The following is a 26,554-nucleotide window of genomic DNA, read 5'->3' as shown; positions in this document are numbered from 1 at the left end:
GAGACCCCATGACGACCTGCAAGATCGACTATCAGGCCCCTGCGGACCTGCTCAAGGACCGCATCATCCTGGTAACGGGCGCGGGCGACGGGATCGGCCGGGCCGCAGCCCTGACCTTTGCCCGTCACGGGGCCACGGTGATCCTGCTGGGCCGCACCATCGCCAAGCTGGAGAAGGTCTACGACGAGATCGAGGCCGCGGGGGGGCCTCAGCCGGCGATCTTCCCGCTCAACTTCGAGGGCGCCACCCTCAAGGACTACCACGACATGGCCGAGACCCTGGACCGGGAGTTCGGCCGCCTCGACGGTATCCTGCACAACGCCGGCCTGCTGGGGCGCATCACGCCCTTCGAGCAGTACAATCCGGAGCTGTGGGAGCAGGTGATGCAGGTCAACTTCAACGGTCCCGTCTGGATGACCCAGGCGCTGCTGCCGCTGCTCAAGGCGTCCGCGGATGCCTCGCTGGTGTTCACCTCCTCCAGCGTCGGACGCCGCGGGCGTGCCTACTGGGGGGCCTACGCGGTCTCCAAGTTTGCCACCGAGGGGTTCATGGAGGTGCTGGCCGACGAGGTCGAGCACCTGGGCAACGTGCGGGTCAACAGCCTGAATCCCGGCGCCACCCGCACCCAGATGCGCAAGCAGGCCTACCCGGGCGAGCTGCCGGAGACCCTGCGCACTCCCGAGGAGATCATGCCCACCTACCTGTGGCTGATGGGCGCGGAGAGCCGCGGCCACAACGGCGAGACATTCGACGCTCAGCCGCCGAAGGAGTAACCGCCCGACAACAGGCTCATGGGGTCAGGCCTGTGCGGTGTCGACCAGGCCCACCACGGTGGGCCTGGTGGCCGGGTCGGGGTCTGCGCCCGTGGCGACCGGGCCTGTCCCGGCGCCACTCACACTGTTTCCCGTCATCCTTGCAGCAGCGCGGCCACCAGCGCCTCGCCGCTCTCGAACCAGAGATCGGCGGGCCAGGCGCGATAGTCGTCGCCTTCCTCCACATAGCCCCAGCCCACCGCCACGGCCGCCATGCCGGCAGCGCGGGCGGCCTGGATGTCGCGCAGGTGGTCGCCCAGGTACCAGCAGGCCTGGGGCGCCACCGCAAGACGGCGGGCGGCCTCCAGCAGCGGGACTGGGTCCGGCTTCTTCACCGGCAGGTCGTCGGCACACAGCAGCGCCCCCGGGGCCAGCCCCAGGGCAGCCACCAGAGGCTCGGCATAGGCCCGCGGCTTGTTGGTGACGATGCCCCAGGGGCGCTCGGCACCCTCCCACTGCTCCAGCAGCCGCACCAGCGGCGGGAAGACGCGGCTCTCGTCGGCCACCGCCTCGCCGTAGGCGGCGAGCAGGAAGGTGCGCGCCTCGTCGTGGCCCTCGGCCTCCCTGGCGAGTCCGAGTGCCAGGGTCACCAGAGCGCTGCCGCCATTGGAGACCTGGGCGCGGATCACCGGATAGGGCAGGGGGGCGAGCCCATGGTGGGCGCGCAGGGCATTGGTGGCCCGGGCCAGGTCCGGCGCGGTATCCACCAGGGTGCCGTCGAGGTCGAAGAGCAGGGCGGCCGGACGCGTCGCGGTGATCACTCGGCCTCCCGGCGGCAGTGCATCAGGTAGTTCACCGAGACGTCGGTGGGGTGCAGGCGGTAGCGCCGGGTCAGCGGGTTGTAGACCAGGCCGCTCTGCTCCTGGATCTCGAGGTGTGCCGCGCGGCACCAGCCGGCCAGCTCCGCCGGGCGGATGAACTTCTCGTAGTCGTGGGTCCCGCGGGGCAGCAGGCGCAGCAGGTATTCCGCGCCGAGGATCGCCAGGGCATAGGCCTTGGGGTTGCGGTTGAGGGTGGAGAAGAAGAGCTGACCGCCGGGCTTGACCAGGGTGGCGCAGGCGCGCACCACCGAAGCCGGATCGGGCACGTGCTCGAGCATCTCCAGGCAGGTCACCACGTCGAACTCGCCGGGCCTTTCCTCGGCCAGCGCCTCCACGCTGATGCGGCGATAGTCGACCTCGACGCCGCTCTCCTCGGCATGCAGCCTGGCCACCGCCAGGGGCGCCTCGCCGAGATCGATGCCGGTGACCCGGGCGCCGCGATGGGCCATCGCCTCGGCCAGGATGCCGCCGCCGCAGCCCACGTCCACCACTCGCTTGCCGGCCAGGCCCGCGCGGGCATCGATGAAGTCCAGGCGCAGCGGGTTGATCTCATGGAGCGGCTTGAACTCGCTCTCCGGGTCCCACCAGCGGCTGGCCAGGGCCTCGAACTTGGCAATCTCGCCGGGGTCGACGTTGCCCGCTTGCGTCTGACTTGCGCCCATCTGAGCTCTCCGTTCAGGAATCACGATGCAGTCCTAACCATGGATGTTGCCTGGCCGGCACAGTGGCAGGGCCAGGCTCGTCCGGTATCATGGCACCATTCTACCCGCTCTTGAGGCCGCATTCCCATGGCCAGGGGCGGGAGTCGCCTGGCGCGACGCGGCGGGGCTCTCAGGGTCCGGCCGCGTCGTGGCCATTCACAGACGATGACGTTACGGACAAGGATTTCACCATGATCAAGAAGGCCGTGCTTCCCGTCGCCGGCTTCGGCACCCGCTGCCTGCCGGCCTCCAAGGCAATTCCCAAGGAGATGATCACCATCGTTGACCGTCCGGTGATCCAGTACGTGGTCGAGGAGGCGGTCGCCGCCGGCATCCGCGATATCGTGCTGGTGACCCATGGCAGCAAGTCGGCCATCGAGAACCACTTCGACAAGCACTTCGAGCTGGAGGCGAGCCTCGAGGCCAAGGGCAAGCACGAGCTGCTCGCCGAGCTGCGCAGCATCGTGCCGGAGGACGTCAATATCATCAGCGTGCGCCAGCCCGAGCCCCTGGGGCTCGGCCATGCCGTGCTCTGCGCCCGCCCGGTGGTGGGTGACGACGAGCCCTTTGCGGTGCTGCTCCCCGACGTGCTGGTGGATGCCGAGGGCCTCGAACGCAACGACCTGGCCTGCATGCTCGGTGCCTTCGACGCCAGCGGCCGCGCCCAGCTGATGGTGGAGGAGGTGCCCCGCGAGATGACCTACAAGTACGGCATCGTCGACACCGGGGGTGATACACCCGCTCCCGGCGAGTCGCGCCCGCTGGCCGGTGTGGTGGAGAAGCCGCCGGTGGAAGAGGCGCCCTCCAACCTGGCGGTGATCGGCCGCTACGCGCTGCCCGGCAGCATCTTCCAGCTGCTGGCCGAGACGGCCCCGGGGGCCGGGGGCGAGATCCAGCTCACCGACGCCATCGAGACCCTCCGCCAGCGCGAGGGCGTCGATGCCTTCCGCATGCGCGGCAAGACCTATGACTGCGGTCACCAGCTCGGCTACCTGGAAGCGATCCTCGCCTACGGACGCCGCCATGCCCGCTACGGCGAGGGATTCCGCGAGCTGCTCACCCGCTACGCCGACGAGGCCTGACGCCATGCGTGTGCTGATCCACGGCAGTGAACTTGCCGCGGCCACCGCCGCCGCCGCGCTCTCCTCGGTGGGCCATCGCGTCACCTGGCTTCCCCATCCCGAGACGCCCTGGGCAGAGCTCGAGCACGCCGACTGGCTGCGCCGTGAGCCCCGGCTGCTGGCCCAGCTGGAGGAGAGCCGCCAGGGCGGCAGCCTGCGCCTCGTCGAGTCCCTCGAGGCGGCGCGCCCCGCCGACCAGGAGGTGCTCTGGCTGGCGGTCTCCCCCGGGCAGCGCGGCGACCTGGCCCCCCTGCTGGCCGCCCTTGCCGGCGGCGCCGCGACCCTGCTGGTGGTCAACAACTCCACCTTCCCGGTGGGCGAGACCGAGCGCCTGGAGGCCCAGCTCGACGGCCGCGGCCGGACGGTCTCCCTGCCGGACCTGCTGGAGGAGGGGCGCGCCTGGGACACCTTCACGCGCCCCGGGCGCTGGCTGCTCGGCAGCGACGATGCCACCGCCGAGGCGCAGATGCGTGAGCTGCTGCGGGCCTTCAACCGCCGCAGCGAGGTGATCCAGCGCATGCCGCGCCGCGCCGCCGAGCTCACCAAGTTCGCCATCAACGGCATGCTGGCCACCCGCATCAGCTACATGAACGAGATGGCCGGCCTGGCCGACAGCCTGGGCGTCGACGTCGAGTACGTGCGCCGGGGCATGGGGGCGGATTCCCGCATCGGCTACGAGTATCTCTATCCCGGCTGCGGCTTCGGCGGTCCCAACTTCTCCCGGGACCTGATGCGCCTGGCCGACGTCCAGTCCGCCAGCGGTCGCCGCTCGGCGCTGCTCGAGCAGGTGCTCGACATCAACGAGCACAAGAAGGAGACGCTGTTCCGCAAGCTGTGGTCCCACTTCCATGGTCGCCTCGAGGGGCGCACCGTGGCCATCTGGGGTGCGGCGTTCAAGCCCGGCACGGCGCGCATCGACCATGCCCCGGTGCTGCGCCTGCTGCGGGCGCTGTGGGCGGAGGGGGTGCGGGTCCGGCTCCACGATCCCGCGGCGATTCCGGCACTGCTGGAGGAGGTGGGTGAGCAGCCGCTGTTGGAGGTGTTCGACGGCGATCCCCACGTCGCCTGCGAGGGCGCCTGCGCGCTGATGCTGGTGACCGAATGGAAGGCCTACTGGAACCCCGACTGGGAACGGCTCGCCGGCCTGCTGGGGGAGGGCCTGCTGCTGGATGGCCGCAACATCTTCGACCCGGGCTGGGTGGCCGCCCAGGGCCTGCACTATCGGGGCATCGGACGTCGCGCGGATCCCTGACCGCCTCGGGCCTTCCCACCACAGCAAGCGGCCCCGCCAATGGCGGGGCCGCTCGTCTCCATCGGGCGTCAGCGACGCCTGACGTGCTTGCCGATCAGCCGGCGAAGTTCTGGGCGACGAACTCCCAGTTCAGCACGTTCCACACGCTCTCCAGGTACTTCGGACGGGCGTTGCGATAGTCGATGTAGTAGGCATGCTCCCACACGTCGATGGTCATCAGCGGGGTCTGGCCATGGGCGATCGGGGTGTCGGCGTTGCTGGTGTTGACGATGTCGACGCCGCCGTCCTCGGTCTTGATCAGCCAGGTCCAGCCGGAGCCGAAGTTGGCCACGGCGTTGGCGTTGAAGGTCTCCTTGAACTTCTCGAAGGAGCCGAACTTGGCGTTGATGGCGTCGGCCAGGGCGCCTGAGGGCTCGCCGCCGCCGTTGGGCGCCAGGCAGTGCCAGTAGAAGGTGTGGTTCCACACCTGGGCCGCCTGGTTGAAGAGGCCGCCGGAGGAGGACTTGATGATCTCTTCCAGAGACTTGCTGGCATCAGCGGTGCCTTCGGTCAGCTCGTTGAGCTTGGTCACGTAGGCCTGGTGGTGCTTGCCGTAGTGGTACTCGAGGGTCTCGGCGGAGATGTGCGGCTCCAGAGCGTTCTTGTCGTACGGCAGGGCGGGCAGTTCAAATGCCATTCAGGTTTCTCCTCGGGTCGTCACAATGAGTCACAGCGATCGTCCATGGTGGGTATTCCTTGCCTGGACTTCAAGGGGGCCGCTCCGTTGGCCGGACCCCGTGCGCCGTGGGGCAAAAAAACCTTACACTACGGCGACGCTGTACAGGGTGCCGCGGCATCATAGCACCCGTCGCAGGGGGCGCCAATTGTGCCCCCCGCCCACCGCCAGAGAAGGAGTTGACCATGGCTGATCGCCATGAGGACCGCCGTCATGCCGCCTCCATCGTCCCCGATCCCGAGGCCAGCCTGGCCTCCCGGCGCTGGCGGAGACCGCCGCCGCCCCGGGTATGGCCGCTGTGGCTGCTGGTCCTGGGGCTGGCCGCCGCCGGGGGCGGGGCGGGCTATCTGGCCTGGGAGGAGCGTGCGCGCCTCGATGCCGAAGTGGCCCGGCTTTCCGGGGAGCTCTCCAATGTCCATGCGCGCTTCGACGCGGCCCTCGGCGAGGGCGAGGCGCTCACCGACATCGAGGCACGCCTGACGGCCCTCGTGCGTCGCGACGAAGCCCACGACGGGCTGCTGGCGGTGCTCGAGGAGGACCTTGCCTCGGGGCTGGAGGCCCAGGAGGCCCGCCACGACGCCCTTCAGCAGCGCCTCGTGCGCATCGCCGAGGCCGCCGCCACCCGCGAGGCGATGCTGGCGGCGACCCAGCTCTCCCTGGATGCCCTGGAGCGCGCCGGCGCAGAGGGGCGGGCCGCCCTGGGCGATGCCCTCGAGGCCCAGCGCGGCCAGCTGGACGACCTGGCCGAGGTCCAGGCCAGCGAGCGCCGTCGCCTGGACGCGCTGGACGAGCGACTCGGCCAGCTGACCGTCGAGAGCGGCCAGGACGAGGCCGTGGCGCGCCTCGAGGCCGACCAGCAGGCCCTGGCCGAGCGCCTCTCCGAGGCCGAGGAGGCCGCCGAGCGTCAGCGTCAGAGCCTCGAGGAGCAGCTGGCCGCCCTGGGAGGGGAGGTTGAAGCCCTCGCCGCGGCAAGGGATGATGAGGGCAGCGCGCAGGAGGCCCTGGCGGCCCGCCTCGCGGCCCTGGCGGTGGAAGTCGGGGAGCTGCGGCGCAGCCAGCTTGCGCTGAGTGCGCGCCTGGAGGCCCTGCGTCCCTGATGGCGACTTGCCATGGGGGCGGGAAAACGAGTCGCATGGAGCGAAGGCGTCGAGAGATGGGAGATCATGTGGGAAAACGCCTGGGAACCGCGACTCTGGTGGCGGCCCTTGCCCTGATGCCGGGCGGGGCCCTTGCCCTGGATGTTCGCATCGACGGCATCGACGGCAACGTGGCCGAGAACATCCGCCACTACCTGGACGGGCTGGACCCCGAGCAGTTCAGCCGCGCCCGGGTCGAGGGCGAGGCCCAGCGCCGCACCCGCGAGGCGATGCGGGTCTACGGCTACTACGAGCCCGATATCCGGCTGCGCCTCGACGACCGCGACCCGCCGCGCCACGTTGAGCTGGCCATCGACCCGGGCCCCCGCGTCACCATCGAGCGCCTCTCCTTTCGCCTGGCCGGCGATGCCCGCGAGGACCCACCCTTCCAGGAGGCCATCGACGCCTTTCCCCTGGCCGTGGGCGACCCCCTGGTGCATGCCCCCTACGACCGCCTGCGAGCCCGGCTGGCCAACCTGTCCCTGGAGCGGGGCTACTTCGACTGGCGCTTCACCGACCGCCGCATGGAGGTACGCCCCTTCGCCGAGAGCGCGCGGCTCTACCTCGCCCTGGACAGCGGGCCCCGCTATCGCTTCGGCAACGTCACCCTGAGCGGCAGCCATATCGAGCCCGAGCGCCTGCGCAACATGCTGACCTTCGCCCCCGGCGACCCCTACCTGGCCGGCGAGCTGGCTCGCTACAACCAGCGCCTCGGCCAGACCCGCTGGTTCGGCTCGATCACCGTGCGCCCCCGGCTGATCGAGGGCGAGGCGCTGTTTCGCGACGCCGACGCCGCGTCAGCCGAGGCAGACGGCTGGTGGGGCGAGCTCGAGGCCTCGCCCCCGGAGGTCGAGACGCCGACCCTGACCATGGCCGCGGTCGACGCGGCCGCCGCGGTGGGGCGTCGCGGCCCCCCCGAGGTGCCGGTCGACGTCACCCTCACACCGGCCGATCGTCACCAGTTCGAGGTGGGGGTGGGCTTCGCCACTGACGTGGGGCCGCGGCTGCGCTTCTCCTGGGACCAGCCGTGGATCAACCGCTATGGCCATGGGCTGGACCACGACCTCTTCATCTCGGCGCCGGAGCAGCGCTTTTCCGGGGTCTACAGCATGCCGCTGGATGATCCGCTGCGCGACAGCTACCGCTTCCAGTACGGCTTTCGGCATCGCGACAACAAGGATACCCGCTCGCTGGAGGCGACCCTCGAGGGCGCGCGGCGCTGGGAGTTCGAGAACCGCTGGGTGCAGACGATCTACGTGCGCAGTACCTTCGAGGACTTCACCCAGGGCGGCGACGACGAGCAGGTGGTGATCCTCTACCCCGGCGTCAGCTGGTCGCGGACCCGGACCCGCAATCCCACCTTCCCCACCTGGGGGGATCGCCAGCGCATCGCCTTCGAGGTCTCCGACGGCGCCTGGGGCTCCGACGCCGACTTCCTGCGCATGACCGGCGAGACCCAGTGGATCCGCCTGTTCGGCGACGACATGCGCCTGGTGACCGGCATGGGCATCGGCGCCATCGAGTCCGATGACTTCAGCAAGATCCCCCCCTCGCTGCGCTTCTTCGCCGGCGGTGACCGCAGCGTGCGCGGCTATGGCTACGAGAGCCTCTCGCCCCGCAACGAGGAGGGCAAGCTGACCGGTGGCCAGCAGCTGTTGACCGCCAGCGTGGAGCTGCAGCGACGGCTGACCGGCGACTGGTGGGGCGCCGCCTTCGTCGACACCGGCGACGCCTTCGAGGAGTGGGGGCCCGATGACCTCAACACCGGTGCCGGCCTCGGCGTTCGCTGGATCTCTCCGGTGGGCCCCATCCGTTTCGACATCGCTCACCCCTTCGACGACGAGGACAATGCGTGGCGCATCCACTTCGCCATCGGTCCAGAGTTCTGAGCCTGCTCTGGGCCCTGTTTCGCCTGCTGATCCTGCTGCCGCTCACCCTGCTGGGGCTGGTGATACTGGCCCTGGGCCTGGCGCTCTCCCCCTGGGGCACGGGGCTGCTGCTGGACACCGGGGCGCGCCAGGGGTTCTACCAGCTGGAGAGCCATGAGGGCGCGCCTCTCGATCGCCTGGTGCTGCACGGGTTCAAGCTCGAGGCGGGGCCGGTCCGCGTGGCGCTCGAGCGCCTCGAGCTCGCCTGGGCCGACGACTGCCTGCTGCAGGGCCGGCTCTGCCTGGACACCCTGGTGGTGGACGGCGCCCGGATCCGGGTCGGTGCAGGCGAGGAGGGCGACGACGAGCCTGCGCCCCCCGGCGAGCCCCTGGAGGAGATCCGCCTGCCGTTTCCGGTGGAGCTGCGCACCCTGGCCTTCAATGACGTGGAGGTGATGCTGGCCGACGGGACCCGGCTGCGCTGGGACACCTTCACCAGCGGGGCGCTGGCCGAGGAGCAGAGCGTCACTCTGCGGCCCACGCGGCTGGCCGGCCTGCGGCTGCTGCTGCCCCTGTCGCCGGGCGCCCGGCTCGCCCTGAGCGAGGCCGAGCACGAGGGGCCGAGGATCGTCGCCGCGGCCATCGATGCCGCCATTGCCGTGCGCTCGCCGCTGCCGGCGGAAGTCGCCGCCGAGCTGGAGGGGCTCGCCGCCACGCCGCTGGCCGAGCAGCCCCGCCGCACGCTGCCCGAGATCCGCCTGCCGCTGCGTCTGGAGGTCCCGGAGTTGCTGGTGGAGGACAGCGCAGTGGAAGGCGCCATGGAATACGGTATCCAACGCCTGGCCCTGACGCTCTCCGCCAGCGGACACGACGTGGAGCTCCACCCCCTGGAGGTGAGCAGCCGCGACGCCGATGCCCGCCTCCAGGCGCGGGTCTCGCTGCGCGATGACTACCCGCTCGAGGCGCGACTGCAGAGCGCCCTGTGGTTGCCGGACCGCCTTCCCGAGCTTGCCGGCCAGCGCATCGACCTGGCCCTGGACGGCAGCCTGGCCGAGCTGCTGGTGCGGCTGCAGCTGGAGGGGCCGGTCAACGCCGCCCTGGATGCGCGCCTGGATGCGCTGGAGCCGACGCTGCCCTTCAGCGCCTCTCTGGCCAGCGACCTGGTGCAGTGGCCGCTGCCCGGCGCCATGTCGGAGGAGGAGGAGGCCGCCCCCGAGCCCTGGCTGGTGGAGGAGCTGACGCTGCGCGCTGAGGGTCGCCTGACCGACTACCGGCTGGCCGCCTCGCTGATGGTGGAGGGCCCCGAGGTCCCCTTCACCCGGGTGGCGCTGGCCGGCAGCGGCGATCTCGAGCACTTCGCCTGGACCCCGCTCTCGATCAGCCTCGCCGGCGGCTCCCTGGTGACCCGCGGACGCGTCGACTGGGCCGAGGAGCTGGCGGTGGAGACCGTGGCGCGCCTGGATCGCGTGGAGCCCGGGCGCTTCGTGGAGGGGCTCGACGGGCGCCTCGACGGCGACATCGCGGCGAGCTTCACCCAGTCGGCAGAGGGCTGGCAATTGGCCATCCCGACCCTCTCCATCAGCGGCGTGCTCCAGGAGCTGCCGCTGGCCCTCGACGCACGCCTGAGCGGCAACAGCGACATGCGCTGGGAGATCGACACCCTCGACTTCCGCCAGGGGGAGAATCGCCTCAATGCCGCCGGCCGGGTCAGCGAGGCCCTCATCGACCTGGCCGGCGAGCTGGACATGCCCAACCTCGGGAGCCTCCACGACGAGCTATCCGGCACCCTGGCCGGGCGCTTCGCCGCCGGTGGCAGCCTCGAAGCGCCCCAGCTCGACCTCGAGCTCGGCGGCGACGACCTGGCCTTCGCCCAGCATCGGGTGGACTCGCTGCGCCTGAGCGCCGATATCAGCGGCATCGAGGACCCTGCCCTCGACGTGAGCCTTGAGCTCGAGCGCCTCAACGCCGCCGGCCAGCGCTTCAGCGAGATCACCCTGGGGCTCGACGGCCGCCTCTCCGCCCATCGCCTGACCGTGGCGGCCCAGGCCGGTCGCGGCATGCCCCTGTCGCGTGCGGCCCTCGCCCTCGAGGGCGGGCTCGATGGGGCCCGGGAACGCTATCGCGGCGCACTCACGCCGCTGGAGGTCGATACCGAGTTCGGCGACATCCGCCTGGCGGAGGCGATCGCCTTCGAGGCCAACCTGCCCGCCGGCAGCGTCAGAGCCGAGCCCTTCTGCCTGCGTCGCGAGCAGGGCGGCGAGCTCTGCCTCGTCGAGACGCTCGAGACCTCTGCCGACCGCGGGCGCGCCGCGCTGAGCCTGCGTGACCTGCCCATGTCGCTGCTCGACGAATGGGTGCCGGAGGAGTGGACCCTCGAGGGCGGAAGCGAGCTCGACCTAGTGGCCGAGTGGCGCCAGGGCGGGAGCGCCTGGCAGGCCGACCTGCGCCTTGAGAGCGACCTGGCCGTCGAGGGGCTCGATGCCTACGGCCAGCCCTGGTCGCTGCCGGCCTCACGCCTGGCGGCTCGGGTCTCCGCCACCCAGGCGCGGGCCGAGGTGGACCTCGACCTGAGCGTGGCCGAGGCGGGGCAGGTGGGCCTGGCGCTGACCATCGACGATCCGGCGGGGGCGGGACGACTCGACGGCCAGCTGCGCCTGGACGACCTGCGCCTCGATCGCTATCGCACCCTGGTGGCGGGCATGGAGACCCTGGAGGGGCGCCTGAATGGCCAGGTGGCCATCACCGGCACCACCCAGGTGCCCTCCCTGGACGGTCGCATCGACCTGGCCGGGCTGCGCCTGCGCGGGGCCGATGTGCCGGTGGAGGTCCGCGACGGGGAGGTGGCGATCACGCTCAGCGGCGACCAGGGCCGCATAGACGGCTTCATCGCCGCCGAGGAGGGGCGCCTGGCCATTCGCGGCGATGCCGCCTGGCCCAGCGCCGACGACTGGCGCATCAGCATCGCCCTGGATGGCCGCGACCAGCCGCTGCTGGCGGTACTGCCGGCCTTCGGCCGCCTGCGCCTGGCCCCGGAAATGACCGTGCTGGTGACGCCCTCGCTGCTGCAGGTGCGTGGCGAGGTGCGGGTGCCCTGGGCGAGGCTGGAGGTGGGCGAGTTGCCGCCCTCCGCCGTGTCGCCGAGCCCGGACGAGATCATCATCACCCGCCGCGACGAGGAGCGCGCGCGGCGCCAGGCCCAGCGGGCCGCCGAGGCGGCCGCGGGCGAACCCGGTGAGGAGGCCGCTGAGGCCCTGGCTCGGGCCGGCATGGCGGTCGATGTACAGCTGAACCTGCGCCTGGGCCCCGATATGCAGCTGTCGGCCTATGGCCTGGAGTCCGGCCTCTCCGGCACCCTGGAGGTACGCCAGCAGAGCGGGCCGGTGCAGCTGTTCGGCGATGTCAGCCTGGTAGACGGCCGCTTCCGGGCCTACGGCCAGGACCTGCTGATTCGCGAGGGGCAGCTGCTGTTCAGCGGCCCGCCGGACCAGCCGCTGCTCAGCTTCGAGGCGATCCGCAACCCCAACGTCACCCAGGACGGCGTGATCGCCGGGCTGCGCGTCACCGGCACCGCCGCGGAGCCGCAGCTGCGGGTCTTCTCCGAGCCCGCCATGGACGAGGCGCGGGCGCTCTCCTACCTGCTGCGCGGCCGCGCCCCGGACGACAGCGATACCGACGGCGCCCTGACCCAGGCCCTGATCGGCCTGACCCTGGGCCAGACCGGCGGCGCCGTGGGCGCCATCGGCGAGGCCTTCGGCATCTCCGATCTCGCCCTGGAGACCGCCGGTACCGGCGAGGAGAGCCAGGTGGTGGTGACCGGGCAGCTCACCGATGATCTGCGCATCAGCTACGGGGTCGGGGTCTTCTCGCCGATCGCCGAGCTGACGCTACGCTATACCCTGTGGCGCAACCTCTACCTGCAGGCGGTCTCCGGGGCGGCCCAGGCGGTGGATCTGGTCTACGCCTTCAGCCGTCCCGGCAAGCCGCCGAGGATCACCGAGCAAGATTGATAGCGACAACCCGGGAGGGACGAGACGATGGCGATGGAAACCTGCGTGCTGGGCGGCGGCTGCTTCTGGTGCCTGGATGCCAGCTTCCGCCTGGTGGAGGGCGTGGAGCAGGTGGTGTGCGGCTATGCCGGGGGCGATGACCCGGCGCCGACCTACGAGGCGGTCTGCCGCGGCACCACCGGCCACGCCGAGGTGGTCGAGCTGACCTATGACCCGGCGGTGATCGGATTTCGCGACCTGCTGACGATATTCTTCGCCCTGCATGACCCCACCACGCCCAACCGCCAGGGCAATGACGTGGGTACCCAGTACCGTTCGGCGATCTACACCCTGGACGAGGACCAGGCCAGGGAGGCGCGGGAGATGATCGATGCGCTGGCGGTCGACTACGCGGCCCCCATCGTCACCGAGGTGGCCCCCCTGGCGGTATTCCATCCCGCCGAGGACTATCACCAGGACTACTTCACGAAGAACCCCGGCAATGCCTATTGCCAGTACGTGATTCCCCCCAAGCGTCACAAGCTGGCACAGCACTTCGGCCACCGGCTCAAGGGCTGAGGGCCACCCTTGCCGCCGAGGGTAGCCCTCAGCGACCGGGGGGTTCGCTCTCGGCGGCCAGGCGACGAGGCCGGCCGGCGAAGGTCGGCGCCCAGTCCTCGAGCTGGCGGCTCACCCGGCGCGCCAGCCAGGAGCGCAGTCGCCCCTCGCGCCACTCCATGAAGCCCACGTGGCCACCCTGGCGGGCCAGCTCGACTCGCACCGCCGCCCCCGGGGGCGGCAGCCGCTCGAACAGGTCTCCGGGCATGAAGGGATCATCCTCGGCATGCAGGATCAGGGTCGGCAGCTCCAGCTCGCCGAGCCAGCGGCCCGCCGAGGCGCGGCGGTAGTAGTCCGCCGCGTCGCGGAACCCGTGCAGCGGCGCGGTGACGGCGTCGTCATAGTCGCGCAGGGTGCGCAGCCGCCCCAGTCTCTCGCGGTCGAGCGCCAGCGGGAAGTCACCCAGCCGGCCGGCGGTCTTGGCCTTGAGCGAGGCGAGCAGGTGGCGCTCATAGACCCGGGCGAAGCCGCGCTGCAGGCAGTCGGCGCTGGCGGCGAGATCCAGGGGGGCGCTGATGGCAATGGCGCCGGCCAGGTCGAGGCCATCGCCCCCCTGTTCGGCCACCAGCTTGACCAGCATGTTGGCGCCCAGCGAGACCCCCGCGGCCACCTTGAGGGCGCGGGGGTAGCGGTGGGCCAGCTGGCCGATCAGCCAGTAGGCGTCGGCGGTGTCGCCGCTGTGGTAGGCCCGCGGCAGCCGGTTGGGCCGGCGACCGCAGCCGCGGAAGTGCATCAGCACCGCCCGCCAGCCCAGGGCGTCGGCGGCGGCCAGCAGCTCGCGGGCATAGGGGGAGTCGAAGGAGCCCTCCAGGCCGTGGAAGAGCAGGAACAGCGGCGCGTCCGGGGCCGTGGGACCCGGCGCCACCCAGGCCAGCTCCACGAAGTCACCATCCGGCAGCGTCAGAGTCTCCCAGCGATGCGGCAGGTGGCGCCGCGGCAGCAGGCGGGGCAGCAGGGTCTGGACATGGCGGTTGGCCAGCCCCGCGGGAGGGACGAAGTCGGCGCGATGCAGCTGACCGGTCATGGCGGGCTCACGCCTCCTGGGGAGTGAGGTTGTCCGGGCCCTTGGCGGTCACCAGCACGTTGTCCTCGATGCGGATGCCACCGTGGTCCGCCAGGCGCTCCACCCGTCCCCAGTTCACCTCGGTCCGGTGGCGATGGGCCTCCAGCAGCGTGGGGATGACATAGAGCCCCGGCTCCATGGTGACCACCATGCCGGCTTCCAGTTCCCGGGTGAGGCGCAGCGCCGAGTGCTCGGCGGGGGGCGGCAGTGGCTCACCGTCGGCACTCACCCGGCCGGCCACGTCGTGGACCTGCACGCCGAGCAGGTGGCCGAGCCCATGGGGGCAGAAGGCGCGGGTCAAGCCGCTCGCCAGCACTGCCTCGGGCGAGGCCGCCACCAGGCCGTGGGACACCAGCAGTGCCGCGAGCTCCTCGTGCATCCGCGCGTGCAGGCCCACGTAGCTCACCCCGGGGGCGAGCCCGGCGATCAGCCGCTGCTGCAGCGCGGTGACGCCCTCGATCAGCGGCGCGAACTCGGGCGCCGCCGCGGGGCCGGCCCAGGTGCGGGTGATGTCGGCGCAGTAGCCCCGGAAGCGCCTGCCGCCATCCAGTAGCAGGCTGTGCCGTACCGGTGGCGGCGCCGTGTCGTAGTGCTGGTAGTGGAGCACCCCGGCGTGGGCGTTGAGCCCGACGATGTTGGGGTAGGGCAGCTCGCTCTCGCGCTGGCGGGCCGCGGCCAGGTACGCCAGCTGGATATCGAGCTCGGCGCCGCCTGCCTCGAACGCCTCCCGCGCGGCCAGGTGGCCGGCCAGGGCACGGCGGTTGGCCTCGCGCAGGCAGCTCACCTCGTAGTCGCTCTTGCACACCCGGCGCTCGTCGAGCGCGGCCACGAGGCCCGGGGGATTGGCTTCGGCGCCTAGCGCCCTTGCCATCCCGCTGTCGAGATCCCCCAGCACCGCGAAGCGCCCGGGGGGCAGCGTCGGAGCCTCGGTCGTCTCGCGCCGCACCACCCGAAAGCGCGCGACCCAGGGCTCCTCGGGCAGCTCGGCGGGGAGGTGCCAGAAGTCCTGTGGGGCATGCAGATAGAGGATCGGCGGCTCCTCCGGGCGGATCAGCAGCCAGCTGTGGGCCAGCTGCGCCTGGCCGGTCCAGTGCACGAAGTGGCCATAGGCGGTGAAGCTGGCATGCTGGTCATCGCCGAAATGGCGGGCCGGCCGGCCGCTGTAGAGCAGCACGCCGTCGAACCCCTGGGCCCCCAGCACCTCGGCGTAGGCCTGGGTCAGGGCGCTCAGATGGGCGTGCTGCTGGCGATCACGTTCGGTCATGGGGTCGGATCCTGGCAGGGGGGTGAGCCGATGCGCTGCCTGGTCGCATTGTAGCGCCCCTCAGGTAAGACGGGCAGGGCAGACATGACGCGGTGCGGCTGGCATCATGCGCAGCGCATGAGTCACACGGGGAGGAACAAGATGCTGATGCTGCGGAAATCGTTGATGGCCGTCCTGGCGACAGGCATGGCGCTGGCCGGTCCGCTGCAGGCCGAGTCGCCGAACGGGGAGGGGCCCCGCTTCGAGGATCCGCGCGAGGCCGTCACCTGGCGCCGCGAGGAGCTCAAGGGCATCGAGCGCCTGGTGCGCCAGCTGCGCTTCGACCTGGTCAACAACCGGGACGCCCGCGGCGCCGAGCCGCGCCTGGCGGAACTCGCCGAGTTCGCCAGCGGCGCGCACCTGCTGCCCGCCTTCATCGAGGGCAGCCACGGACGGGGCTCCGAGGCCCGCGCGCGCATCTGGGAGGAGTGGGAGGAGTTCGAGGCGGGCTTCACGGCCCTGGAGGAGCGGGTCGCGGCCCTGCGCGAGGCCGCCGAGGCGGAGGACTACCGCCTGGCGACCCGGGAGCTCTCCGATCTCAGCCTGACCTGCCGCAGCTGCCACCGCCGCTACCGCTACTAGCCGGCCGGGGAGAGCCCCTCGATGTGGTAGAGGGCCTCGATCTGGTCGAGGCCTGAGATGCTGCAGGCGAGATCCTTGACCCGGCCGTCCGCCAGTCCGTAGACCCAGCCGTGCACCGAGACCTCCTGGCCACGCTGCCAGGCGTACTGGATGATCTTGGTGCGACACAGGTTCATCACCTGGGCCTCGACGTTGAGTTCGCACATGCGGTTCACCTGGTCGTCCAGGGAGAGCGACGCCAGCGCCTCGCGGTGGCGGCTGTAGAGCTCGCGCACCGAGTGTAGCCAGATGTCCACCATGCCGTGATCGCCACCGGTGACCGCGGCCTTCACCCCGCCACAGCCGTAGTGGCCCACCACCATGATATGGCGCACGCCCAGCACCTCGACGGCGTACTGCAGCACCGAGAGGGCGTTGAGGTCGTTGTGGTGCACCAGGTTGGCGACGTTGCGGTGCACGAAGACCTCGCCGGGCGGCAGCGAGATGATCTGATTGGCCGGCACGCGGCTGTCGGAGCAGCCGATCCACAGGTAGTCGGGGTTCTGCTGCCGGGAGAGGCGGGCAAAGAACTCCGGATCGTCACGGCAGACCTTCTCGGCCCAAAGGCGGTTGTTCTCCAGCAGGCCGTGGATTTCCTTCTTCATGGCGGGGGCTCTTATCAAGGTGCAGGGGCCGTACGACCGTTGGCGGAGGTTTTTACCCGGTCGAGACGCACTGGGTCAAATCGCCGCCTGCCGGGGCCGTGGTCCGGCTGCTATCATGCCGCCACGACGTATCGGGCCCAGGGCCCCCAGCAACAGGAGAATCTCGTGTCCGAGCCTACCGACTCCCACTACGACTGGGACCTCTTCGTGATCGGCGCCGGCTCCGGCGGCGTGCGGGCGGCGCGTACCGCCGCGGCCACCGGTGCCCGGGTCGCCGTGGCCGAGGATCGCTATCTCGGCGGCACCTGCGTGAACGTGGGCTGCGTGCCCAAGAAGCTCTACTCCTACGCCGCCCACTTCCACGACGCCTTCGAGGACGCCGCTGGCTTCGGCTGGCAGCTCGGCGAGACGCCGCAGTTCGACTGGGCGACCCTGCGCGACAACAAGGTCGGCGAGATCAAGCGCCTCAACGGCATCTACGGGCGCCTGCTGGAGGGTGCCGGGGTCCGCCTGATCAACGGGCGCGCCCGGGTCCTCGATGCTCACACCGTCGAGGTGGCCGGCGAGACCCACCGTGCCGAGAAGATCCTGGTAGCGGTGGGCGGCTGGCCCTTCGTGCCGGAGTTCCCGGGCAGCGACCTGGCTCTGACCTCCAACGAGGTGTTCGATCTCGATGCTTTCCCCGAGCGCTTCCTGGTGCTGGGAGGCGGCTACATCGCCGTGGAGTTTGCCAGCATCTTCAACGGCCTGGGCAGCGAGACCCATCTGGTCTATCGCAGCGAGCTGTTCCTGCGCGGCTTCGACCAGCAGGTGCGTGAGTTCACCCGCGACCAGATGGCCGCCAAGGGCGTCAACCTGCACTTCGAGGCCAATATCGAGCGCATCGAACGCAGCGAAGGCGGCCTGGCGGTGACCCTGACCAGCGGCGAGGTGCTGGAGGTGGACGCCGTGCTGGCCGCAACCGGGCGCCGACCGCACCTGGCGGGACTCGGCCTCGATGCCTTGGGGGTCGAACTCACCGAGAGCGGCCACGTCGCGGTGAACGACCGCTTCGAGAGCTCGGTGCCCTCAATCCTGGCGCTCGGCGATGTCACCGGCGGCCTCGAGCTGACCCCGGTGGCCCTGGCCGAAGCGATGCACCTGGTGGCCCACCACTTCGGCGACACCCCGCCGGCGGCCCCTCTGGACTACCGCAACATTGCCACCGCGGTGTTCTGCCATCCCAACATCGGCACCGTGGGGCTCTCCGAGGAGCAGGCCCGCGAGCAGTGCGGCGAGATCCGCGTCTACGTCACCGACTTCCGCCCCATGAAGCACACCCTCTCGGGCAGCCAGGAGCGCTGCCTGATGAAGCTTATCGTGGATGACGAAAGCGACGTGGTGGTGGGCGCCCATATGGTGGGCGAGGAGGCCGGGGAGGTGATCCAGGGCATCGCCATCGCCGTGCGGGCGGGCCTTACCAAGGCCGATTTCGACGCCACCGTGGGCATCCACCCCACCGGCGCCGAGGAGTTCGTCACCCTGCGTACGCCGACGCGGCGCTGAGCCTTCTTCACCTCGGTTCACCACGCCATCGGGCCACCTTCGGGTGGCCCGATGGCGTTTGGGTGGCGGCCCCGAACACAGGGGGGCTGGACTAGACTGCAGGGGAGGAGGGCGCGATAGGCGGAAAGGCACGCCCCCTCTGGCCCCGGCAGGCGGTTTCGCTGCCGGCAGCACGCATTGCATAATTTTCCGTTATAGATAATGGCGTGGAAAATAACTACAGATTTGAATTATCGCCCGCCGCTGGTATAATCCTTTCCAAATTCGCACAGCGAACCTGCCCATGATGACAACAACCGAGCCCTTCACTCCCTCCGCCGACCTGGCCCGCCCGAGCGTGGCAGATGCCGTGGTCGGCGCCGAGAGCACCTCGCTTTTCATCCGCAAGCCCAACCCCGATGACGGCTGGGGCATCTACGAGCTGGTCAAGTCCTGCCCCCCGCTGGACGTCAACTCCGCCTATGCCTACCTGTTGCTTGCCACCCAGTTCCGCGACAGCTGCGCGGTGGCCACCGACGAGGAGGGCGAGATCGTCGGTTTCGTCTCCGGCTACGTGAAGAGCAACGCCCCGGACACCTACTTCCTGTGGCAGGTGGCAGTGGGCGAGAAGGCCCGCGGCACCGGGCTGGCCCGCCGCCTGGTCGAGGCCGTCATGTCACGCCCCGAACTGGCCGAGGTGCATCACCTCGAGACCACCATCACCCCCGACAACCAGGCCTCCTGGGGGCTGTTCCGCCGCCTCGCCGATCGCTGGCAGGCGCCGCTCAACAGCCGCGAGTACTTCTCCACCGACCAGCTCGGCGGGGAGCACGACCCGGAGAACCTGGTGCGCATCGGTCCCTTCCAGACCGATCGCATCTGATCCCCCCTCGTGACGCCAGGCCGGTCCCGTGATCGGCCACGGCATGCGCACGCCTTTTTTCCGCTACCCACCTACCGACAGGAGGTCGCCAATGCAGACCCAGATCCTCGAACGCATGGAATCCGAAGTCCGGACCTACTCACGCTCCTTCCCGGTGGTCTTCACCCGGGCCAGGAATGCGCGCCTCACCGACGAGAATGGCCGCGAGTACATCGACTTCCTGGCCGGTGCCGGCACCCTCAACTACGGCCACAACAATCCCCAGATCAAGCAGGCGCTGCTCGACTACCTGGCCGAGGACAACATCATCCACGGCCTGGACTTCTGGACCGAGGCCAAGCGCCACTACCTCGAGACCCTGGACGAGGTGATCCTCAAGCCCCGCGGGCTGGACTACAAGGTGCAGTTCCCCGGGCCCACCGGCACCAACGCCGTCGAGGCGGCCATCCGCCTGGCGCGCAACGCCAAGGGTCGCCACAACATCGTCACCTTCACCAACGGCTTCCACGGCGTGACCATGGGGGCGCTGGCCACCACCGGCAACCGCAAGTTCCGCGAGGCCACCGGCGGCGTGCCGACGGTGGGCGGCACCTTCCTGCCCTACGACGGCTACCTGGGTGACGGCACCGACACCCTGGACTACTTCGAGAAACTGCTCACCGACAAGTCCGGCGGCCTCGACGTGCCGGCCGGCGTGATCGTCGAGACCGTGCAGGGGGAGGGCGGCATCAACGCCTGCAGCCCCGAATGGCTCAAGCGCCTGGAGCAGATCTGCCGCGCCCACGACATCCTGCTGATCGTCGATGACATCCAGGCGGGCTGCGGCCGCACCGGCAAGTTCTTCAGCTTCGAGCACGCCGGCGTAGTGCCCGACATCGTCACCAACTCCAAGTCCCTCTCGGGCCTCGGCCTGCCGTTCGCCCAGGTGCTGATGCGCCCGGAGCTCGACGCCTGGAAGCCGGGTCAGTACAACGGCACCTTCCGCGGCTTCGCGCTGGCCTTCACCACCGCCGCCGCCGCCCTGAACCACTACTGGCGCGACGATGCCTTCGAGCGCGACGTCCAGCGCAAGGGCGAGATCGTCGCCGAGCGCTTCGCCAAGATCGCCGCCTGGCTCGGCACCCAGGGCATCGAGGCCAGCGTGCGTGGCCGCGGCCTGATGCGCGGCATCGACGTAGGCACCGGTGAGATCGCCGACAAGATCACCCACCAGGCCTTCGAGAACGGCCTGGTCATCGAGACCAGCGGCCAGGATGGCGAAGTGGTCAAGTGTCTCTGCCCGCTGACCATCACCGACGAGGATCTGGAGCAGGGCCTGGCCATCCTCGAGGAGAGCGCGCGTCAGGCGCTGAGCTGATAGGCTGCTCTGCGGGGGAGCCTCGCAGGTGACACCGGCGGTCGGGCGCAAGAGCGCCCGATCGGACAGGATCTATTACGGAGACATCATATGATCGTTCGCAATCTCGAGGAGTGCCGCAAGACCGACCGCCTGGTCAAGGCCGAGAACGGCAACTGGGACAGCACCCGTCTGAGCCTGGCTGACGACGGTGGCAACTGCTCCTTCCATATCACTCGGATCTACGAGGGTACCGAGACCCATATCCACTACAAGCACCACTTCGAGGCGGTCTACTGCATCGAAGGGGAAGGCGAGGTGGAGACCCTGGCCGACGGCAAGATCTGGCCGATCAAGCCGGGCGACATCTATATCCTCGACCAGCACGACGAGCACCTGCTGCGTGCCCACAAGACCATGCACCTGGCCTGCGTGTTCACGCCGGGCCTCTCCGGCAAGGAGGTCCATCGCGAGGATGGCTCCTACGCGCCGGCCGACGAAGGCTGAGCCGGGGCCTGCGCGCCCGGTCGCATGATGACGCCCCCGGCACCTCAGGTGTCGGGGGCGTCTGCGTCAAGGCTACCCGAGGCATCGTCGAGGCGCTCGAAGACGATGGTGATGCGCGCCAGGGTGACGCCGAACTTCTTCATGTCGGTGCGGTTGAGCAGGCGCCCGTCGGGCTGCAGGAACATCCAGTCCTCCATGGTGAAGGTGATCTCGCGGCCCGAGACCTCCACCGGCAGCCGGTAGGTCATGGTGAAGGCGTGGCCCGCCTGGCGTGCCTCCACGGGGCCTTCGACGTCGTTGGCGCTGCCGACCCAGCGACCGTCACCCTGGCGCTCGAAGGTCCAGACCCGACGGTCGGTCTCGCCGTCGTCATAGACGAAGTGCTCGTCGAGCACCAGGGTGGTACCGTCATGCTCGCCGTCGATGTCGACCACGAAGCGCCGCTGCACCTCGCCGCGATAGTCCTGGACCATGCCCCAGGCCCGGGTGCGTCCCTCGAAATACTCGCCGATATCGAGCTCCGGCGTCGTGCCCGCATAGCGCTCGATATCCACGCTGCTGCAGCCGGCCAGCAGAAGAGGCAGGGCCAGCAGGAGCAGTGCCAGCGAATGAGAGCGGATTTTTCGATACATTGATATTTACTCGTATAACATTGGTAGAGATATTGTCATCCTAGCCCCGGAAAGGTCCGGCGGCCAGCGGAAACACCGGTTGAGACGGCTACCTCGCCCACGGCACCTTGAAGTGCGCATAATGTATATTATGTTAAATAAGGTGGATGCCAGCGGAGCCATCCCGCCCTCGGTGACACTTTTTCACCCTTTTTGCTTGAATCTTCACGCCCTCTGGCCCTCCCCGGTTGGACAAGCCGGCCGGCTACTCCTTATCATCACGCGACCGCTACAAGGAACATTCCTGTCCCATGTCCCGACCCCTGCTGTTCACCGGAGCCCTCTCCCTCGGCCTGTTGCTCTCCGGCTGCGCCCTGACCCATCAGCCGGAACCTGACCCCGTGCTGGGCCCGGAAGAGTTCGCGCTGCGCATCGACCGGCTCGAGGCCAACCTCGCCACCCAGTGCGAGCTGCAGCAGGCGCAGCTCGGTGAACAGGCCCGCCGCCAGGACACCCTGGTGGACGACGTGCGCGAGGTCGGCAGCCTGGTGCGCCACCTGCGCGCCGATATCGAGCGCCTGGAGCGCACCGATGGCGAGCCGACCCTGATTCCCCAGGAGTGCGCCACCGTCGAGCCTGCCATGGGCGGCAAGACCGTGGTCGGTCGCAGCGAGTGGATCGGCCTGCCCGATGTGGGCACCTACCTGAAGGCGCGCGTCGATTCCGGCGCCAACACCTCGTCGCTCTCGGCCAGCGAGATCACCCGGTTCGAGCGCGACGGCGCCAACTGGGTGCGCTTCAAGCTGGGGCTCACCGACGATGACGTGGTGGTCGACGGCGTGCGCGACGAGTGGATCGAGGCGCCGGTGGAGCGCCGGGTGCGGATCGTGCAGGCCTTCGGCGAGGGAACTCGGCCGGTGGTCAGCCTGATGATGACCTTGGGGCCGATCCGCGAGTCCGTGGAGTTCACCCTCAACGACCGTACTCACCTCAACTACCCGGTGCTGCTCGGCCGGCGATTCCTGATGGACATCGCGATGATCGATGTCGCGGAGACCTACCTGCACGAGCGCCCCGAGTTCCCCGGCGGCCGCCCGGCCGACGAGGCCGAAGCCGACGAGAACGATCGGGAAGACGAGGAGCGCTGAGGCGCCCTGCCCGGCCCCGTCTCGTACTGATCTCGCCAAGGAAGCCCCATGTCACGACTCCCCTTCTATCTGCTGGTCGGCCTGCTGCTGGTGACCGGCATCGGCCTCAGCGTGCACCGTCACATTACCCTCGAAGTCCCCTGGACCCCCGGCGAACAGCGCGAGGTCTGGGAGGTCGAGGCGCTGGTCAACTTCACCGCCCAGGGAGGGCCGGTGCTGGTCAACATGGCGCTGCCGTCCCATCAACAGGCGTATCGGCTGCTCACCGAGCACACCGCCTCGCCCGGCTACGGCCTGGCCTTCCTGGAGGAGAACGGCGGGCGTCGCGCCCAGTGGTCGATTCGCGAGGCCTCCGGCAGCCAGCAGCTCTACTACACCACCCAGATGCTGGCGACCCCGAACGCCAGCTCCCCGGAAGTCGAGCCGCCTGAGCTGCGCCGCGACATCGTCTGGGAGCGCCCCTACGACACCGCGGCGACCCAGGTGATCGAACGCGCCTGGAACCGCAGCGCCGATGCCTTCACCTTCGCCCGGGAGCTGATCCGCGACTTCGGCGACGAGCGCCAGGGCGAGAACTCGCGCCTGCTGCTGACCCAGTTCGAGCGCGGCCCGCTGCTGGTGCGCCTGCTCAACCAGGCCGGCGTGCCGGCCCGGGAGGTCAGCGGCCTGCTGCTGGAGGATGGCCGTCGCCGCCAGTCCCTCAGCCAGTGGGTCCAGGTGTTCGACGGCGACCGCTGGACCCTGTTCAATCCCGTCACCGGCGAACAGGGCCGCCCGGACAACCTGCTGCTGTGGGAGTCCTCGGGTCAGGCGGTGCTGGAGGTCCAGGGCGGCACCAACTCCCGGGTCACCTTCTCGATGCTCAACCGCAACCAGCCGGCGGCGGCCGCGGTGCGCAGCCAGATGGCCGAGGACACCCTGCTCAACTTCTCCATCCACAGCCTTCCGCTGGAGGAGCAGGCGCTGTTCCAGACCATCCTGCTGATCCCAATCGGCGCCCTGGTGGTGGTGCTGCTGCGGATCCTGGTGGGCATCAAGACCTCCGGCACCTTCATGCCGGTGCTGATCGCGCTGGCCTTCATCCAGACCACCCTGATCACCGGCCTGGTGGGCTTCCTGCTGGTGGTGGCGGTGGGCCTGGTGATCCGCAACTACCTCTCCTACCTCAACCTGCTGCTGGTGGCGAGGGTCTCGGCGGTGATCATCACGGTGATCGCGATCATCTCGCTCTTCTCGGTGCTCTCCTACCGCTTCGGCCTCAACGCGGGCCTGACCATCACCTTCTTCCCGATGATCATCCTCTCCTGGACCATCGAGCGCATGTCGATCCTCTGGGAGGAGGAAGGACCCAAGGAGGTGCTGATCCAGGGCGGCGGCAGCCTGCTCACCGCGGTACTCGCCTACCTGGCCATGAACAACCCCTGGGTGCGCCACATCACCTTCAACTTCCTGGGGGTGCAGCTGATCCTGATGGCGCTGATCCTGCTGCTCGGCAACTACACCGGCTACCGGCTGCTCGAGCTGCGCCGCTTCAAGCCCGTGACCGAGGATTGAGCGACATGTGGAACTGGACCTCCCCGGACAAGCTGCGCCTGAAGGGCATCATCGGCATGAACCGGCGCAACATCCGCTACATCGGCCGCTACAACGATCGGCGCCTCTACCCGCTGGTGGACGACAAGCTCAAGACCAAGCTGCTGGCTCAGGAGTACGGCATCACCACGCCGGCGCTGATCGGCACGGTGACGACCCAGTTCGGGGTCAAGCACCTCGACGAGATGCTGCGCGGCCACAACGGCTTCGTGATCAAGCCGGCCAAGGGCAGCGGCGGCAAGGGGATCCTGGTGATCGACCACGTCGACGGCGGCGCCTTCGTCAAGCCCAGCGGCGCCCGGCTCACCCTGGAGGATATCGAGCGCCACACCTCCAATATCCTCTCGGGGCTCTACTCCCTGGGCGGCTCGCCCGACGTGGCGGTGGTCGAGGCGCTGATCAACTTCGACGAACGGCTCTCCGAGTACACCTATGAAGGGGTGCCCGACATCCGCGTCATCATCTTCCTCGGCTACCCGGTGATGGCGATGATGCGGCTTTCCACCGCGGCCTCGGACGGCAAGGCCAACCTCCACCAGGGGGCCGTGGGGGTGGGGCTGGACATCGCCACCGGCACCGCCATCCGCGGCGTGCAGTTCGATCGCACCCGCGTCGACCACCCGGATACCGGCCACGAACTGGCCAGCCTGCATATCCCGGACTGGCGTACCCTGCTGCTGCTGGCCGCCGGCTGCTATGAAATGACCGGGCTTGGCTACCTCGGCACCGACATGGTGCTGGACCGCGACCAGGGACCCATGCTGCTGGAGCTCAACGCCCGTCCGGGGCTGGCCATCCAGATGGCCAACGGCGAGGGGCTGCGCCGCCGGCTCGACCTGATCGAGCGTCAGGCGCCTGGCGCCTCCCCCGAGGCGCGGGTGGCCTTCGCCCAGCACCATTTCGCCAGACGCAGCGAGCTCGAACCCATCGTCGAGGCGACGGCCGAGGCCGTCTGACGGCGGCTGGCCGGGCCGCGGTGCGACGCGTAGAATAGGCCTTTCATTTCGCCACTCGACGGTCGTCATGTCAGACTCACGCGCCCTGCTCGACCAGGCCGCCCAGCAGTGCCAAGTGCGCGGCGTGCGCTTCACTCCGATCCGGCGACGGGTGCTGGAGATGATCGCCGAGGCCCCCGGCGGCCTCAAGGCCTATGATCTCCTCGACCGCCTGGCCGAGGAGCATGCCGCCGCCCGCCCGCCCACCGTCTACCGCGCCCTGGAATTCCTGATCGACCAGGGCCTGGTGCACCGCATCGAATCGCTCAACGCCTATGTGGCCTGCCCCTGCCCGGAGCATACCCATGGCTTCCAGCTGCTGATCTGTCGGCTCTGCGGGCGGGTCGAGGAGCTGCACCTTGATGACGTCAATGCCCAGCTCTCGCAGCGGGCCCGTGACCTGGGCTTCCGCGTGGAGCGCCAGACCATCGAACTGCTCGGCCACTGCGAGGCGTGCCATACCGCGCCCTGAGCCAGCCACCCTGCCCCTTTCCACCACTGCCTGCCGGACCGACCATGAGCGAACCCTTCAAGACCCTCGAACGGGCCCCCCGCGACAGCCGCCACCCCCTGGCCGAGATCCTCGATGCCGTGGGCTTCAATGAGAGCGGCCTGATTCCCGCCATCGCCCAGCAGCATGACTCCGGCGAGGTGCTGATGATGGCCTGGATGAATCACGAGGCGCTGGAGGAGACCCTGCACACCGGCCGGGTCTGCTACTGGTCCCGCTCGCGGGGGAAACTGTGGCGTAAGGGAGAGAGTTCCGGTCAGCAGCAGCACCTGAAGAGCGCTGCCCTGGACTGCGACGGCGACACCCTGCTGCTGCAGGTGGAGCAGACCGGTCCGGCCTGCCACACCGGCCGGCGCAGCTGCTTTTATGTGGCCCTGGAGAACGACGAAGCGCGCATCACCGCGGAACCGCTGATCGATCCCGACACCCTCTACGGCAGCGGCAAGGGATAGCGATGCCTTGCCTCGCCGCCTGGCTGGCCCGTCTGCTGCGCGCCCTGCGCCGGGGCATGGCCTGGCTGATGATTGCGCTGGTGAGGGTCTACCAGGTCACCCTGAGCCCGCTGCTGGGGCCTCGCTGTCGCTACTGGCCGAGCTGCTCCCATTACACGGTGGAGGCGATTCAGGTGCACGGCCCCCTCAGGGGGGGGCGTCATGGCGGCGCGGCGTATCGTGCGCTGCCACCCCGGCTGCGAGGGCGGCATCGACCCGGTGCCGGGCGGGCCCAGCGAACGACTGTGCCGCGAGGACCCGGAACTGGACGAGCACTTCCGGCCCCGGGACTCCGCGGCTCCGGCACGGGAGCAGAAGAAGGCGGAGTGAGTC

Annotated in this window: 24 protein-coding genes and 1 pseudogene; 18 read left to right on the top strand and 7 right to left on the bottom strand. The window is 69.7% G+C overall.

Annotation, left to right across the window (positions count from 1 at the left end; genetic code table 11):
* Positions 1 to 8 precede the first annotated feature (8 nt).
* Complete coding sequence (locus tag HIR79_RS10795; protein ID WP_169958365.1) at positions 9 to 773, top strand: YciK family oxidoreductase; 765 nt, start codon at positions 9 to 11, stop codon at positions 771 to 773.
* A 134-nt stretch (positions 774 to 907) separates the two neighbouring features.
* Here the strand turns inward: HIR79_RS10795 and HIR79_RS10790 are convergent, their stop codons facing one another.
* Entirely contained in the window at positions 908 to 1,570 is a 663-nt protein-coding gene (locus HIR79_RS10790; RefSeq protein ID WP_169959545.1) for an HAD-IA family hydrolase, read from the bottom strand.
* Positions 1,570 to 2,295 carry a bifunctional 2-polyprenyl-6-hydroxyphenol methylase/3-demethylubiquinol 3-O-methyltransferase UbiG gene (gene ubiG, locus HIR79_RS10785; protein WP_110068689.1) on the bottom strand — a complete coding sequence of 242 codons (726 nt, stop codon included), beginning with the start codon at positions 2,293 to 2,295 and terminating at the stop codon, positions 1,570 to 1,572. Before ubiG ends, HIR79_RS10790 begins: the two co-directional genes overlap by 1 nt.
* 230 nt (positions 2,296 to 2,525) lie before the next feature.
* Here ubiG and galU point away from each other — a divergent pair, with 230 nt between their 5' ends.
* Together galU and HIR79_RS10775 are read left to right on the top strand one after the other, a co-directional pair.
* Positions 2,526 to 3,416, top strand: a complete 891-nt coding sequence (galU, locus tag HIR79_RS10780) for a UTP--glucose-1-phosphate uridylyltransferase GalU (RefSeq protein WP_169958364.1) — start codon at positions 2,526 to 2,528, stop codon at positions 3,414 to 3,416.
* Between the two features lie 4 nt (positions 3,417 to 3,420).
* Positions 3,421 to 4,707: a UDP binding domain-containing protein gene (locus tag HIR79_RS10775; protein ID WP_169958363.1), complete on the top strand. Its 1,287-nt coding sequence runs from the start codon at positions 3,421 to 3,423 to the stop codon at positions 4,705 to 4,707.
* A gap of 94 nt (positions 4,708 to 4,801) precedes the next feature.
* Here HIR79_RS10775 and HIR79_RS10770 read toward each other — a convergent pair whose 3' ends face one another.
* Positions 4,802 to 5,383, bottom strand: a complete 582-nt coding sequence (locus HIR79_RS10770) for a superoxide dismutase (protein WP_110068692.1) — start codon at positions 5,381 to 5,383, stop codon at positions 4,802 to 4,804.
* A gap of 224 nt (positions 5,384 to 5,607) precedes the next feature.
* Between HIR79_RS10770 and HIR79_RS10765 the strand changes: the two genes are divergently transcribed.
* The 4 genes from HIR79_RS10765 to msrA are packed head-to-tail and all read left to right on the top strand — an operon-like array spanning position 5,608 to position 12,991.
* Positions 5,608 to 6,519, top strand: coding sequence for a coiled-coil domain-containing protein (locus tag HIR79_RS10765; RefSeq protein WP_169958362.1), 912 nt, complete (start codon positions 5,608 to 5,610; stop codon positions 6,517 to 6,519).
* 56 nt (positions 6,520 to 6,575) lie between these two features.
* Positions 6,576 to 8,447 carry an autotransporter assembly complex protein TamA gene (gene tamA, locus HIR79_RS10760; protein WP_169958361.1) on the top strand — a complete coding sequence of 624 codons (1,872 nt, stop codon included), beginning with the start codon at positions 6,576 to 6,578 and terminating at the stop codon, positions 8,445 to 8,447.
* Positions 8,411 to 12,433, top strand: coding sequence for an autotransporter assembly complex protein TamB (gene tamB, locus HIR79_RS10755; RefSeq protein ID WP_249322119.1), 4,023 nt, complete (start codon positions 8,411 to 8,413; stop codon positions 12,431 to 12,433). The genes tamA and tamB overlap by 37 nt, the downstream gene beginning before the upstream one ends.
* Positions 12,434 to 12,460: 27 nt before the next feature.
* Positions 12,461 to 12,991, top strand: a complete 531-nt coding sequence (gene msrA / locus HIR79_RS10750; protein ID WP_169958360.1) for a peptide-methionine (S)-S-oxide reductase MsrA — start codon at positions 12,461 to 12,463, stop codon at positions 12,989 to 12,991.
* 28 nt (positions 12,992 to 13,019) lie between these two features.
* Here the strand turns inward: msrA and HIR79_RS10745 are convergent, their stop codons facing one another.
* Positions 13,020 to 14,054: a hydrolase gene (locus HIR79_RS10745; RefSeq protein ID WP_169958359.1), complete on the bottom strand. Its 1,035-nt coding sequence runs from the start codon at positions 14,052 to 14,054 to the stop codon at positions 13,020 to 13,022.
* A 7-nt stretch (positions 14,055 to 14,061) separates the two neighbouring features.
* The gene (gene pepQ / locus HIR79_RS10740; protein WP_169958358.1) at positions 14,062 to 15,357 is read right to left on the bottom strand and encodes a Xaa-Pro dipeptidase; all 1,296 of its coding nucleotides are present in this window, start codon (positions 15,355 to 15,357) and stop codon (positions 14,062 to 14,064) included.
* Between the two features lie 141 nt (positions 15,358 to 15,498).
* Here pepQ and HIR79_RS10735 point away from each other — a divergent pair, with 141 nt between their 5' ends.
* A complete protein-coding gene (locus HIR79_RS10735) occupies positions 15,499 to 15,978 on the top strand; it encodes a cytochrome c (RefSeq protein ID WP_249322118.1) in 480 nt (159 codons plus the stop codon).
* On the opposite strand, the gene can is transcribed toward HIR79_RS10735, so the two are convergent.
* Complete coding sequence (gene can / locus HIR79_RS10730) at positions 15,975 to 16,622, bottom strand: carbonate dehydratase (RefSeq protein WP_169958356.1); 648 nt, start codon at positions 16,620 to 16,622, stop codon at positions 15,975 to 15,977. The genes HIR79_RS10735 and can overlap by 4 nt on opposite strands.
* A gap of 165 nt (positions 16,623 to 16,787) precedes the next feature.
* On the opposite strand from can, the gene gorA reads away from it, so the two are divergent.
* The 4 genes from gorA to HIR79_RS10710 all read left to right on the top strand — a co-directional run bounded on the left by gorA (position 16,788) and on the right by HIR79_RS10710 (position 20,872).
* Complete coding sequence (gene gorA, locus HIR79_RS10725; RefSeq protein ID WP_169958355.1) at positions 16,788 to 18,167, top strand: glutathione-disulfide reductase; 1,380 nt, start codon at positions 16,788 to 16,790, stop codon at positions 18,165 to 18,167.
* A gap of 283 nt (positions 18,168 to 18,450) precedes the next feature.
* Positions 18,451 to 19,029 (top strand): diaminobutyrate acetyltransferase, encoded by a 579-nt coding sequence (gene ectA, locus HIR79_RS10720; RefSeq protein WP_169958354.1) that lies wholly within the window; start codon positions 18,451 to 18,453, stop codon positions 19,027 to 19,029.
* Between the two features lie 91 nt (positions 19,030 to 19,120).
* Positions 19,121 to 20,386, top strand: a complete 1,266-nt coding sequence (ectB, locus tag HIR79_RS10715) for a diaminobutyrate--2-oxoglutarate transaminase (RefSeq protein WP_169958353.1) — start codon at positions 19,121 to 19,123, stop codon at positions 20,384 to 20,386.
* A gap of 90 nt (positions 20,387 to 20,476) precedes the next feature.
* Entirely contained in the window at positions 20,477 to 20,872 is a 396-nt protein-coding gene (locus HIR79_RS10710; RefSeq protein ID WP_169958352.1) for an ectoine synthase, read from the top strand.
* 44 nt (positions 20,873 to 20,916) lie between these two features.
* Here HIR79_RS10710 and HIR79_RS10705 read toward each other — a convergent pair whose 3' ends face one another.
* Positions 20,917 to 21,504, bottom strand: coding sequence for a DUF3833 domain-containing protein (locus tag HIR79_RS10705; protein ID WP_169958351.1), 588 nt, complete (start codon positions 21,502 to 21,504; stop codon positions 20,917 to 20,919).
* Between the two features lie 290 nt (positions 21,505 to 21,794).
* Between HIR79_RS10705 and HIR79_RS10700 the strand changes: the two genes are divergently transcribed.
* From HIR79_RS10700 to yidD, 6 genes and pseudogenes are all read left to right on the top strand, one after another.
* Positions 21,795 to 22,631: an ATP-dependent zinc protease family protein gene (locus HIR79_RS10700; protein ID WP_169958350.1), complete on the top strand. Its 837-nt coding sequence runs from the start codon at positions 21,795 to 21,797 to the stop codon at positions 22,629 to 22,631.
* A gap of 48 nt (positions 22,632 to 22,679) precedes the next feature.
* The gene (locus HIR79_RS10695) at positions 22,680 to 24,185 is read left to right on the top strand and encodes a UUP1 family membrane protein (protein WP_169958349.1); all 1,506 of its coding nucleotides are present in this window, start codon (positions 22,680 to 22,682) and stop codon (positions 24,183 to 24,185) included.
* Between the two features lie 5 nt (positions 24,186 to 24,190).
* Positions 24,191 to 25,180, top strand: coding sequence for an alpha-L-glutamate ligase-like protein (locus tag HIR79_RS10690; protein WP_502708649.1), 990 nt, complete (start codon positions 24,191 to 24,193; stop codon positions 25,178 to 25,180).
* Positions 25,181 to 25,247: 67 nt separating this feature from the next.
* Entirely contained in the window at positions 25,248 to 25,691 is a 444-nt protein-coding gene (locus HIR79_RS10685) for a transcriptional repressor (RefSeq protein WP_169958347.1), read from the top strand.
* 44 nt (positions 25,692 to 25,735) lie between these two features.
* Positions 25,736 to 26,182, top strand: coding sequence for a phosphoribosyl-AMP cyclohydrolase (gene hisI, locus HIR79_RS10680; RefSeq protein ID WP_169958346.1), 447 nt, complete (start codon positions 25,736 to 25,738; stop codon positions 26,180 to 26,182).
* A 56-nt stretch (positions 26,183 to 26,238) separates the two neighbouring features.
* A pseudogene (gene yidD, locus HIR79_RS10675) lies at positions 26,239 to 26,551 on the top strand (membrane protein insertion efficiency factor YidD).
* Positions 26,552 to 26,554: the final 3 nt, after the last annotated feature.

This window comes from Halomonas sp. PGE1 (assembly GCF_013000985.1).
Classification (GTDB): domain Bacteria; phylum Pseudomonadota; class Gammaproteobacteria; order Pseudomonadales; family Halomonadaceae; genus Halomonas; species Halomonas alkalicola.
The sequence above is the reverse complement of the archived record's forward strand: the minus strand, read 5'-3'. Positions and strand labels throughout refer to the sequence as shown.

Coding starts and splice junctions, on each gene's coding strand:
- HIR79_RS10795 (WP_169958365.1), top strand. CDS start 9: ATGACGACCTGCAAGATCGACTATCAGGCCCCTGCGGACCTGCTCAAG.
- ubiG (WP_110068689.1), bottom strand. CDS start 2,295: ATGGGCGCAAGTCAGACGCAAGCGGGCAACGTCGACCCCGGCGAGATT.
- galU (WP_169958364.1), top strand. CDS start 2,526: ATGATCAAGAAGGCCGTGCTTCCCGTCGCCGGCTTCGGCACCCGCTGC.
- HIR79_RS10775 (WP_169958363.1), top strand. CDS start 3,421: ATGCGTGTGCTGATCCACGGCAGTGAACTTGCCGCGGCCACCGCCGCC.
- HIR79_RS10770 (WP_110068692.1), bottom strand. CDS start 5,383: ATGGCATTTGAACTGCCCGCCCTGCCGTACGACAAGAACGCTCTGGAG.
- HIR79_RS10765 (WP_169958362.1), top strand. CDS start 5,608: ATGGCTGATCGCCATGAGGACCGCCGTCATGCCGCCTCCATCGTCCCC.
- tamA (WP_169958361.1), top strand. CDS start 6,576: ATGGGAGATCATGTGGGAAAACGCCTGGGAACCGCGACTCTGGTGGCG.
- msrA (WP_169958360.1), top strand. CDS start 12,461: ATGGCGATGGAAACCTGCGTGCTGGGCGGCGGCTGCTTCTGGTGCCTG.
- HIR79_RS10745 (WP_169958359.1), bottom strand. CDS start 14,054: ATGACCGGTCAGCTGCATCGCGCCGACTTCGTCCCTCCCGCGGGGCTG.
- pepQ (WP_169958358.1), bottom strand. CDS start 15,357: ATGACCGAACGTGATCGCCAGCAGCACGCCCATCTGAGCGCCCTGACC.
- HIR79_RS10735 (WP_249322118.1), top strand. CDS start 15,499: ATGCTGATGCTGCGGAAATCGTTGATGGCCGTCCTGGCGACAGGCATG.
- can (WP_169958356.1), bottom strand. CDS start 16,622: ATGAAGAAGGAAATCCACGGCCTGCTGGAGAACAACCGCCTTTGGGCC.
- ectA (WP_169958354.1), top strand. CDS start 18,451: ATGATGACAACAACCGAGCCCTTCACTCCCTCCGCCGACCTGGCCCGC.
- ectB (WP_169958353.1), top strand. CDS start 19,121: ATGCAGACCCAGATCCTCGAACGCATGGAATCCGAAGTCCGGACCTAC.
- HIR79_RS10710 (WP_169958352.1), top strand. CDS start 20,477: ATGATCGTTCGCAATCTCGAGGAGTGCCGCAAGACCGACCGCCTGGTC.
- HIR79_RS10705 (WP_169958351.1), bottom strand. CDS start 21,504: ATGTATCGAAAAATCCGCTCTCATTCGCTGGCACTGCTCCTGCTGGCC.
- HIR79_RS10700 (WP_169958350.1), top strand. CDS start 21,795: ATGTCCCGACCCCTGCTGTTCACCGGAGCCCTCTCCCTCGGCCTGTTG.
- HIR79_RS10695 (WP_169958349.1), top strand. CDS start 22,680: ATGTCACGACTCCCCTTCTATCTGCTGGTCGGCCTGCTGCTGGTGACC.
- HIR79_RS10690 (WP_502708649.1), top strand. CDS start 24,191: ATGTGGAACTGGACCTCCCCGGACAAGCTGCGCCTGAAGGGCATCATC.
- HIR79_RS10685 (WP_169958347.1), top strand. CDS start 25,248: ATGTCAGACTCACGCGCCCTGCTCGACCAGGCCGCCCAGCAGTGCCAA.
- hisI (WP_169958346.1), top strand. CDS start 25,736: ATGAGCGAACCCTTCAAGACCCTCGAACGGGCCCCCCGCGACAGCCGC.